Genomic DNA, 10,282 nt, shown 5'->3' with positions numbered 1-10,282 from the left:
CCATACCGAGACCGTTGAAAAAATAGGAGACGCGCTATTGCACCCTATCCAGTTTGAGGAATTTTGCGGGCGGGTATTTTATTCAGCGTACCTGTTTAACCGCCTTCCTGAGTATAATATTTTGCCCGTCGGGGATGACATATACCTGGAAGCAATGCCTTTGCGCGGTTTGAGTAGCAAGCCTTTATTTGACGACTGGATGCCAAAAACCTACGGGCAGGTGCTGGAAAGTTTCTGGAAAAACTGGAACTTTTTGCTGTTCGAGATTATCAAAAATCCCGAACAGCCGATGAGTTTTTTATTTAATGCTGACGGCAGCCTGATCAATGGATCCACGATTGAACTTTCTCGCTGACTTGCATCAAAAAATCATGTGCGGTGTGTGGATGCAGAATGATAGTAAGCAACAGGCCACTTAAGGCGCCAAACATATGTGCATCGTGGTTAACATTGTCCTGTGCCCGTTTTGAAGCGTAATTACAATATACCAGATACAACGCCCCGAAAACAATTGAATAAATTGGAAAAGGGAACGGAATGATGTACATGGATCCCATAGGGTTGTACATGATATAGCTGAATATTACCGCACTAACCGCGCCCGATGCACCAAGGCTATGGTACCAATCGTCATTCCGGTGTTTATATACTGTAGGCAGGTCGCTTAAAATTAAACTGAGCGTATAAAGCAAACCAAATTGCCAATGGCCTAAAACCGGTTCCAGTTGAAACGCAAAGAAATAATAAGAAAGCATGTTAAAAAACAGGTGCATCCAGTCATTATGAATAAGACCGCTGGTAATAACGGTATAAATCCGGTAGCCTTTTGAAACACTGGCCGGGTGCAATATCAGGTTGCTGTAAAGCGTGTCATTATAAAAAGCCCATAAAGAGGTGGCTATGGTAATTGCAAATATGAACGAGGCCACCGGCGCAGTCATGATAAGCTGCATCATGCCGGAATCTTCGGCCTGCAATAGGATATGGGTCATTTTAAATCAAGTTTTGTATCAGTAAGCAACCTGCCTACCGGGTAGCGAAGGTATGTTTTTTCGAAATAGGTAGAATTACGGTACACAAAATATAATTGTGCCGAAGCGCTGGCGGCAAGTTTAGGGTCTTTCAATTTCTCATCCTCCAGTTTTTTCTTCAGGTCAGGGTCTTTTTTTAATAAGTCAGCGGCCACATCCTCAAAAACGTAATCCGAAAAATATTCTTTCTCGCCCAAAACTGAGTCGAAGAAATTCCACGCAAAAAATGAATCCACTCCCTGTGGCTCCAATGTTTCTACAATATACCGGTTAAGCGCCTGGTTGGTATAAACAACGTAATCGCCGGCGTAAAATTTTACTTTTATATCTACGGGGTTCAGTTTAACATTACTGTGCAGGTAATGGCCTTCGTATGGGCGTTGGGGTGTTTTATAATCGCCAATGTAATATAGCTGTAAATCCAGCGTGGTATCATGCGCCAGCTGTTTCATCGCCACATTATTAAGTTTATAAAGGTCGATCACTTTGCCCCATGCCTGCGGGATCACATAGGCCAGCGGTTTTTCAATAGTGGCGCTTGCCTTGTAGTTATCATAATATTTAATGGTTTTGGTATAGGGCTTGCTCCTGTCATAATACAATCGTGGCAGGCCGCTTACTTCGCTGGTTTTATGGCCTGCGTAAAAACCTTTAAATACAAGGGTATCATAATGCTGCTCATCAAGTTCCCAGTTAAGGGCAAAGGTTTGCTGCAGTTTCACCTGTTCATCAGCATCATGTTTTAATTGGCCTATTTGTTTGGCATCACGCTCCACAATGTCGATCAAATGCTGCATAAAATCATAGGTGGCATACACCCTTTTATCAAAAACTTTCAGCATGTGCGTTTCGGTAATATAGCTGATGATATTGTGCTGGGCGGTATAGCCGGTAGCAAAGCGCGGCGTCTCTAAAAAACTCACTATTCCCGAATCGGGGCTGGTTTCTTCACTTTCCACATAGGGGGTCATCTCGTAACCGCTTGTTTTCATCCTTTTGTATAACTCAGGAGATAAGGTTTTCGAGGTATATGCAGCAAGTATCGGGTTTTGTTTGTCCTTCTGTGTCTCAATCAGGGTCATTACGTACTGGTAGTCGGCGCCGTCGCTGGTGTGGTTATCCAGGAAAACTTCCGGGTTCCAGGTGTTCAAGATCTTTTCGAAAGCCAGCGCGTTGCGGCTATCGGCTTTTATAAAATCACGGTTCAGATCCAGGTTGCGGTAATTCCCCCTGAAACCGTATGCCCGCGGACCGTTCTGGTTAATCCGGCTAAGGCCGCGATTCAAACAACCATCAATATTATAAACCGCGATCAAACAAATGACCACATCTTTCGGCAGGGCATTTTTTTTGAGCAGGTCGCGGGTAAGCATCATGCTGGCATCGATACCTTCCGGTTCGCCGGGGTGGATGCCGTTATTGATGAGCAGTACCCGTTTATTTTGTTTTTTGATGAGGGCCGGATCAAAAACCTTATCACGTGATAAAACAATAAGCGTTAAAGGCTTGCCAACGTCGGTCATGCCAATATTCAACAGGCGCATTTGAGGGTATTGGCCGCTTAGTTTTTGGTAATAAGCTATTATTTCGCTGTAGGTAGCGGTATAGTTTTTATCCTTGCTTAATTCAAATGGGGTAAGCTGGGCCTTCGCGGAGCAAAAAATAATACAAATAAACAGCGCCGTTAGAGTTGATTTCATTTGATCAGTTTTGACAAAGATATTTTATTAGCGGATTATCCGATGCAGATTTTATTAGTATCGGAGTTAATTTATTAATGCGATGGGTTGTAATGGTGAGCTTGCAGAACCACGACTGCGCAAAGGCCTTTAGTCTATTTTGTAAAACTTTATATTTTGCTTTTTGACGATCAGTTAATTTACTGATCAGGTGTTGTACCCCACCCATCGAATTCACAATCAAAATTAAAACCCAATTCGCACATTTTTGTTGTCCAGTTTGAAACAGTTACATCATCCATTTTCATTTTTGTTGTCCAGCCTGTAATTATGAAAAGCTTTTTATCACCGGCAGATTGCCCTGATTTAACCTCATAGTTTAACTTTTCGAGTTCCTGTGCGAATACACTTGCTTTTTGAGCAGTATTTGTATAAAAGAAATATTCAAGCTTAAGCTCTTTGTCTTCAGTTACGTCGAGCTTCCTTAACTCCTTCATCGTCAGGGGCGTCATTTGCATTTGTTTTGCAACCTGATTTTCAAATGCTGGCGCAGATACAAATTGCCCGTTACCGTTGTTTTTAAGAAAGCTAAATAATCCCATTTCTACTTTTGCAATTTAGGTTTATAAATATAAAGGTAAATATCAATTCCAATTCCTGTTAACATTTATTTCTTCCTGCACCTTCTTCGGCAGGCCTTTAAATACCTGTTCATACGAGTGATCGATCATTTCCTGCAATTGCCGGGTAGTTAAAGCGCCATCCATGTGAATGGTATTCCAAAGCTTTTTGTTCATGTGGTAGCCTGGCTTTACTTCAGTATAGCGCTCGCGCAGTTCAACGGCCAGTTCCGGGTCGCACTTGGCGTTGAAACGGTCGCCCTGGCTGATGCTGGTGAGCAGGAATATTTTTTCGCCAACCTTAAAAACAAGGGTATCCTCGCCGAATGGTAAACCTTCGGTTGTGCCCGGCTTTTGCAGGCAATATTCGCGAAGTTCTTCTATATTCAAGGTATTAATGGAATTCCCTTATCAGTTTATTAAACGATACAACCCTGCCGAAATAATATTTAAAGGTTATATTGAACTGGCGGTACTGATCGATGGCATTGTTTTTAAACTTTGATTGCGGATCATTATACCCGTCGAGGCCTTCGCTAAAAGCAAGGGTATGGATATATCCGATATCAATAGCATAAGCCGGTTCATTATAATCATCAAAAATTTTAAACTCATAACCAAAACGAATTGGCACCATGATGTTAACACTGTTGTTGTTGCCGGGAAATACGTAACTGGGCTGATAGATACTGTTTCGTTGTACCGTATTGGTGTTTGAAATAAAGCCGATACCTGAACCGATGTAAAAATCCTTTACAATTTCAAGGAACCAGTCGTTACTGTAATCAATACCGGCACCAAGCTGAAAATCGGCATGAAAAATAATCGCTTTATAATTATTAGTGTAATGGCGGCCATAGGGATCCTGTTTGGGTGAATTGCCTCCGCCGGATAACTGGCCTATTTGAATTTCCGCTTCGACCGGCAGATAGGGGTTGTAATTATAAACCACATTGAGATTAAACCCCGGATGACTGTATTGTGTGGTGATGTTAGTATATCCCCGTTCCCAACTGACGCCGCCCCCGATACCCCATTCCTGGTAATTATACCCACTTTGTGCCTTTACAGCAGTTGCAATAAAAACTACTGCGAAAAATAAAATATATTTTTTCAATGCTAAATGTTGATCAATATTTACAATTTTAGGAGCTTTTTCAAAAGTATAAAATTTACTCAAATAATACTTATATGAATTTCAATTCAATAGCGGAATTTACAGTTACTGGACGTTTTTTACGATATGTAACGGTGGATACGCAATCCGACCCGGCTTCGACTACCATCCCCTCCACCGAAAAACAAAAAGACCTTGGCCATATTTTGGTAAAGGAGTTATTGGCCATGGGCATCGATGACGCGCACCTGGATGAGTTTGGGTATGTTTATGCTACTCTCCCTGCCAATACTTCAAAAAACAGTGTGCCGGTCATTTGTTTTTGTTCGCACATGGATACTGCACCTGATTGCAGCGGCACAGGAGTGAAACCGATTCTGCATAAAAATTACCAGGGAGCGGACATCATTTTGCCCGATGATCCGTCAGAAATTATTAGATTAAAAGACCATGCCGACCTGAAAAACCAGATCGGTAACGACCTGGTGACCGCCAGCGGCACCACTTTGCTGGGCGCCGACAATAAAGCCGGCGTTGCCGAAATTATGGACGCCTGCTACCAGTTAATAAAACACCCGGAAATAAAACATGGTAAAATACGGATCCTGTTTACGCCGGATGAAGAGATCGGCCGCGGCGTCGATAAAGCCGACATCGAAAAACTCGGTGCTTATGCAGGCTATACCATGGACGGCGAAAGCGCAGGCAATATGGAAAACGAAACTTTTTCTGCCGATGGCGCAAAGCTGACCATTAAGGGTGTAAGCACACACCCCGGTTTTGCGAAAGGAAAGATGGAAAGTGCTATTAAAATAGCCGGCGAGATCATCGCGGCGCTGCCCTGTGACCTGTCGCCCGAAGGCACTGAAGGAATGCAGGGTTTTGTGCACCCGGTTGCCGTTGAGGGCCATGTAGAAAAAGCAACTATTGAGTTTATTATCCGCGATTTTGAGGATGCGAAGTTGGCGGATCATGCTGATACGATCCGGAGTGTTGTCAATCAGATATTGCAAAAATACCCCGGTTCATCCTATGACCTGGACGTGAAGCCGCAATACCGTAACATGCGGTCGGTTCTTGACCAGCATCCGCAAATTGTTGAATATGGCATGGAGGCCATGAAACGGGCTGGTTTGAAAGCCAAAATGTGCAGCATACGGGGGGGTACCGATGGTTCGAGGCTTTCGTTTATGGGATTGCCCTGCCCTAATATTTTTGCAGGAGAACATGCTTTCCACAGCCGCCAGGAGTGGGTATCGGTACAGGATATGCAAAAAGCAGTGGAGACCATTTTGCATTTATGCGTAATTTGGGAAGAGAAAGCAGTTTGATGTGCAGATATGCAAATGTGCGGATGTGCAAATTGATTTCGAAATTATATGAAATAACAGCTCATAACTAAAGGGGCTTATCCTCCGTGTTCTTTGTGCGCCCTTCGTTTCCTTTGTGGTTAAAATTTTAGCCCAATGACCGCAAAAGCGACAAAAAAATTTACGCTATCGGCTTACCCTTAGGCGGCGCAGCTTTCACACTGTCTTTAACCGCTTTTATAACAGGCAGCTTTACCGGGATTTAAGGGTAGTATCTTTGCCTGCTCCGCTAACCGGCAAACTGGCCGGTCCTTTTTTCACCACGCTGTCTTTTGCGGCTTTTATTGCGGGTGGTTTTACCGTACTATCTTTCGCTGTTTTTATTGCAGGCAGTTTCCCTGGGACGGTTTTCAGGGTGCTATCCTTAGCCGTTTTGCCACCTGTTTTTTTGTCGGTTGGCTTTCCTTTGACTGCTTTTGCGGCAGCGGCCTTTGCTTCGGCTTTTTTCTTCTTTTTGCCGAACGATGGGATGATCGACTCCTTGGATACCGGCCTGTCTTTTGGCTTCCAGATAAAGCCTTTTAATATCTTATCGTCTTCGGTAAATTTATTCAACGGGCCGTATTTGTTTTCGGGCTTGGTATAAAAGCCCATATTGGTTACTTTGTTATCCTTAAAATCGGCCCTGATCTTACTGCTTAATGAGCGCTGCATGCCGCTGATGGTCATTTTTCCGCTGTCTCGGGCAAAATAAATACTTTCGGCATTGCCCTCTATCAGCATCCGGTGCAGTTTATCGTCCTTAAAAAATCCCCGCATTCTTTTTCCTGCCACCTGGTTAAAGTGCAATGAATCCGTTTTTTCAATATTTACAATAAAGGCATGGGGCCACATTGTTAAATTGTCCAGTTTTTTGTGCTTCATCTGCAAATGGATGGTATCGCCCGAAAGTTGCGAGCCCTGTGTCCACATCATCGGCTTTACGTAACAACGGATAGTGGAGTCGCTATTGCTGTAAAACATTGAGTCGGCTTTTGCCTGCAGATCCGATTTAAACATTTTAAAACTATGGTGCGCAATAATGATCCTGATGCGCGCGGTGTCGCTTGGTTCATGCAATTTTGCTGTCGCGATAGAATCGGCCTGTTGTTTTTTTGCGATACTATCCTGTTCCAACTGCTTTTTGGTGAGTTGTTTTTTCTTTATGACAACAGGTTTAGCCTTTCCAAAAATTTCGCGCTGCAGAAAGTTCGAATCTATCTTTAAAACGGCACGGGCACCAGTTAAAAACTTCGACTCTTTTACTTTAGCTTTTTTCTTTATGGTCGTATCAATCAAATGGGCCAGTCGCTGTTTTTCGAAATAAACTTTTAAATCCTTATAAGTCATTATTTGCGTTTCGATCGTATCGGCCGACATATAAATAGAATCCGTCTTCATCTTAGACGTATCCTTCCCGGTTAGCTTTTTGAGGGGCAGTTTATCCGCAGCAGCGGGCTTCCCCGCGTTCTTAACTACCGGAACTACCCCCGGCTTTTTTGAAGGCACTATTTTGGTTTTTGGTGTGTTGCTTTTAGCTATCAACTTCTTAACTGTCGAAACCCTTTTTATCAAGGCTGTAGCTGTATTAACCGCTGCCGGGATGTCTTTTTTTGGAATTAAAGCATTGATCTGCGGCGACAGTTTTTTAAATGCAGAATCGGTTCTTGATAAATTTTCTGCCTGGATGCGTTTGATGAGTTCGTCTTTTTTAATTAGGGCCGAATCAATCAATTTGTTCTTCTGTTCGCTGTTGATGCTGCTGGTTTTACCCGGTATGGTCTTTTTGATCAGCTGATCCATGGTGATTGCCCCCTTTTTTTGCGGCTGTAATTTTTTTAATGAATCTGCCCTGGCCGCTGAGTCGGCATTAGTGGTATCCTTTTGCTCGGTAACCATGATCACATAAGGGTCGTCCGTAATGATGGTACGTTCATCGGCCTTAAAATAGGTACCAAGGTTACCCCTGATAGTCGTTTTTTGTTCCCTGTCGTTAAATATTACATGTTTAACCGCCCGTCCGTAGCCTTTCAGCTTGTCATAAAACAAACTATCGCCTTTTAGCGATTTCGTTCCCGAGTGATAAAAGTTATTTTTTCCGAAGGAGGCTTGTTCATTCACTGTGTTATAATTGCCGTTTTCGGTATACAGGGTATCCCTGTCTTTTTCGTTTTTGGTGCTGTATATATTGGTTGGCCCGTAAAAATAAGAGATTCGTGTACCTGTATTGTAACGCATCGTATCTGTTTTAACCAGCGCGTCGGGTGTTTTAAGTGACACATCATACCTGAAATAAGAATCGCGGCTTACGGCGAAATAATACCCGTTTTTACTTAAAAGGGTATTGTCTTTGTTTACCAGTTTGCCGCCATCGGTATAAGTACCTATACGGGTTGCCGTATTATAGTTAAGGTGGTTGGTGGTTAACGTTGCATCCTTGTCTACCAGGCGCACATTGTCCGTTAATATGGCCACCTTGGTGTTGCCGTTATAATTCAGCTTGTCCGAATAAATATTCAGCGTATCGCCCTGGTTGATGTGTACGTTGCCAAAAGCATCCACTGCATTATCCTTGGGATAAAAGTAGGCGCTATCAGAACTTAGCGTTGAGAAGTCCTGCTTAAATGTGCCCTGGTAAACCTTTATAATATCCTTCCCGTTAAGTTTTATACCTGTGCTGCTTTGGGATTTGATCAGGTTGACAATCGACTTTTTTTGGCCCATAGCAACACCCGTGGCAAGCAATAAACAAAAACTTAAAACATATTTATTCACGATGGCAAAATTAGTTTTTTGTTGGGGTTTTAAATTAATAATTTTGATGGATGCTGCCGGTTAAACTTTTTACTGATTTTATCGACCTGAATAACCTGTTCGGGCACAGCAGCAAGGTACTGGCGGCCGTGAGCGGGGGTATGGATTCTGTGGTAATGGTTCATTTACTTAAATCGGCAGGCGTTAATTTTGGTATTGCCCATTGTAATTTCCAGTTGCGGGGCGATGAATCAACCGGCGACCAGGAATTTTGCCGCCGACTTGCTGAAAAGCTGCAAATTCCGTTTCATACCATCAATTTTGATACTTTAAAATATAGCGCCGATAAAAAAATATCTACCCAAATGGCCGCCCGCGAGCTTCGATACCAATGGTTTGAAGAAGTCAGGATACAATCAGGGTACTTAGTTATAGCGCTTGCGCACCATCAAAACGATGCAATTGAAACAATATTGTTAAACCTTACCCGCGGCACCGGTATTGCCGGTATGCATGGAATTTTGCCGAAGAATGGCGCCTTGGTTAGGCCTTTATTGTTTTTAAACCGGGAGGAGATAAAAAATATTATTGATGAAAACGGGCTGGATTATGTAGAGGACAGCTCAAATGCGTCGGTAAAATATGCCCGTAATAAGCTCAGGCTTGAAGTGATCCCCAAATTAAAAGAACTGAACCCCGACCTGGAACAAACCTTTGAAAAAAACCTGCAGCATTTTCGCGACCTGGAACAGCTTTTAACGCAAAAGGTAGCCGAATTAAAAAAAGCGTTGTTTGTTTACCATGACGAAGAGGTGCATCTGTTATTGGAAGACCTGAAAAAACTGGAACCCCAAAAGCTGCTGCTTTTTAATCTTTTACAGGAATTCGGGGTTAACGAAACAATTGTGGATGACCTGATCTCTTCGCTGGAGAAACACCCGGGAAGGATGTTTGAAACGCCAGGTTACCGGCTTGTGCTGGACCGCGGCAAGCTGATCATCAGCCCGGTTAAGCAGGTCAAAAAAGAGGAGACTTTGATCCGTCCGGATGATCGCGAATTAGAGTATCCCGGGTATAAACTCAGCATATTGCATGACGACAGCCCGCTCATCATAAAAAATAATCCTTTGGCAGTATCTGTTGATACTGATTTACTGATATATCCGTTAACTTTGCGCGCCTGGCAGCAGGGAGATCATTTTTATCCCCTCGGCATGCGTGGTAACAAAAAAATAAGTGATTTTTTTATAGGGGAGAAAGTGCCTCTGCATAAAAAAAATGAAATACCTTTATTGATCAATGGCAACGGTGAGGTGGTATGGGTGGGCGGATACCGGCCAGATGAACGTTATAAAGTAAGTAAGGAAACTAAAAAAGTAACTATATTCGAGTTGATGAAGACAATTTGAAGATTTGAAAATGTGTCAATTTGAAAATGATTGATCATCTTCGAACGCTCTGCTATAATTTTCAAATTTTCAAATCATCAAATTAACTAATTGACACAATGAGCGATAAACCGGCATTTACCGAAAAACAATACCTGGGGCGTGAGTTTATACCGCTTACCATCCGCCTGGTTTTGGCTATGTTTTGCTTTGCCGCGTACTTTTTTACTGATGAACGCGAACGGAACGGCGACCTGCTGGTAGTGGTTGGTTTCGCTATCATTATCATTTCTATCATTATGGGGTTTTTGCTCCATTTTCGTACCCGCATCTTAAATAAAAGT

General features: G+C 42.9%; 8 protein-coding genes and 2 pseudogenes. 4 read left to right on the top strand and 6 right to left on the bottom strand.

Annotated elements, in window-relative coordinates; genetic code table 11:
* Positions 1–355, top strand: a pseudogene (locus QZY09_RS12645) (hypothetical protein); the annotation flags it as partial.
* Here QZY09_RS12645 and QZY09_RS12640 read toward each other — a convergent pair.
* From QZY09_RS12640 to QZY09_RS12620, 5 genes are all read right to left on the bottom strand, one after another.
* Entirely contained in the window at positions 324–992 is a 669-nt protein-coding gene (locus tag QZY09_RS12640; protein ID WP_295672900.1) for a rhomboid family intramembrane serine protease, read from the bottom strand. The pseudogene QZY09_RS12645 and the gene QZY09_RS12640 overlap by 32 nt on opposite strands.
* The gene (locus QZY09_RS12635) at positions 989–2,731 is read right to left on the bottom strand and encodes a M14 family zinc carboxypeptidase (protein ID WP_295672899.1); all 1,743 of its coding nucleotides are present in this window, start codon (positions 2,729–2,731) and stop codon (positions 989–991) included. The genes QZY09_RS12640 and QZY09_RS12635 overlap by 4 nt, the downstream gene beginning before the upstream one ends.
* A gap of 179 nt (positions 2,732–2,910) precedes the next feature.
* Positions 2,911–3,312: a ribonuclease E inhibitor RraB gene (locus QZY09_RS12630; RefSeq protein WP_295672897.1), complete on the bottom strand. Its 402-nt coding sequence runs from the start codon at positions 3,310–3,312 to the stop codon at positions 2,911–2,913.
* A gap of 42 nt (positions 3,313–3,354) precedes the next feature.
* A complete protein-coding gene (locus QZY09_RS12625) occupies positions 3,355–3,720 on the bottom strand; it encodes an MmcQ/YjbR family DNA-binding protein (protein ID WP_295672895.1) in 366 nt (121 codons plus the stop codon).
* Positions 3,721–3,724: 4 nt separating this feature from the next.
* Complete coding sequence (locus QZY09_RS12620; RefSeq protein WP_295672894.1) at positions 3,725–4,447, bottom strand: outer membrane beta-barrel protein; 723 nt, start codon at positions 4,445–4,447, stop codon at positions 3,725–3,727.
* 74 nt (positions 4,448–4,521) lie between these two features.
* Between QZY09_RS12620 and pepT the strand changes: the two genes are divergently transcribed.
* Positions 4,522–5,778 carry a peptidase T gene (gene pepT / locus QZY09_RS12615; protein WP_295672893.1) on the top strand — a complete coding sequence of 419 codons (1,257 nt, stop codon included), beginning with the start codon at positions 4,522–4,524 and terminating at the stop codon, positions 5,776–5,778.
* Positions 5,779–6,009: 231 nt separating this feature from the next.
* Here the strand turns inward: pepT and QZY09_RS12610 are convergent, their stop codons facing one another.
* The gene (locus tag QZY09_RS12610) at positions 6,010–8,571 is read right to left on the bottom strand and encodes an OstA-like protein (RefSeq protein ID WP_295672891.1); all 2,562 of its coding nucleotides are present in this window, start codon (positions 8,569–8,571) and stop codon (positions 6,010–6,012) included.
* A gap of 50 nt (positions 8,572–8,621) precedes the next feature.
* Here QZY09_RS12610 and tilS point away from each other — a divergent pair, with 50 nt between their 5' ends.
* Together tilS and QZY09_RS12600 are read left to right on the top strand one after the other, a co-directional pair.
* On the top strand, positions 8,622–9,959 hold the full coding sequence (gene tilS / locus QZY09_RS12605) for a tRNA lysidine(34) synthetase TilS (RefSeq protein WP_295672889.1): 1,338 nt from the start codon (positions 8,622–8,624) through the stop codon (positions 9,957–9,959).
* Between the two features lie 98 nt (positions 9,960–10,057).
* Positions 10,058–10,282: pseudogene (locus QZY09_RS12600) on the top strand (hypothetical protein); the annotation flags it as partial.

The sequence above is a fragment of the uncultured Mucilaginibacter sp. genome (assembly GCF_903913935.1).
Classification (GTDB): Bacteria; Bacteroidota; Bacteroidia; order Sphingobacteriales; family Sphingobacteriaceae; genus Mucilaginibacter.
The sequence above is the reverse complement of the archived record's forward strand: the minus strand, read 5'-3'. Positions and strand labels throughout refer to the sequence as shown.

Coding starts and splice junctions, on each gene's coding strand:
- QZY09_RS12635 (WP_295672899.1), bottom strand. CDS start 2,731: ATGAAATCAACTCTAACGGCGCTGTTTATTTGTATTATTTTTTGCTCC.
- QZY09_RS12640 (WP_295672900.1), bottom strand. CDS start 992: ATGACCCATATCCTATTGCAGGCCGAAGATTCCGGCATGATGCAGCTT.
- tilS (WP_295672889.1), top strand. CDS start 8,622: ATGCTGCCGGTTAAACTTTTTACTGATTTTATCGACCTGAATAACCTG.
- QZY09_RS12630 (WP_295672897.1), bottom strand. CDS start 3,312: ATGGGATTATTTAGCTTTCTTAAAAACAACGGTAACGGGCAATTTGTA.
- pepT (WP_295672893.1), top strand. CDS start 4,522: ATGAATTTCAATTCAATAGCGGAATTTACAGTTACTGGACGTTTTTTA.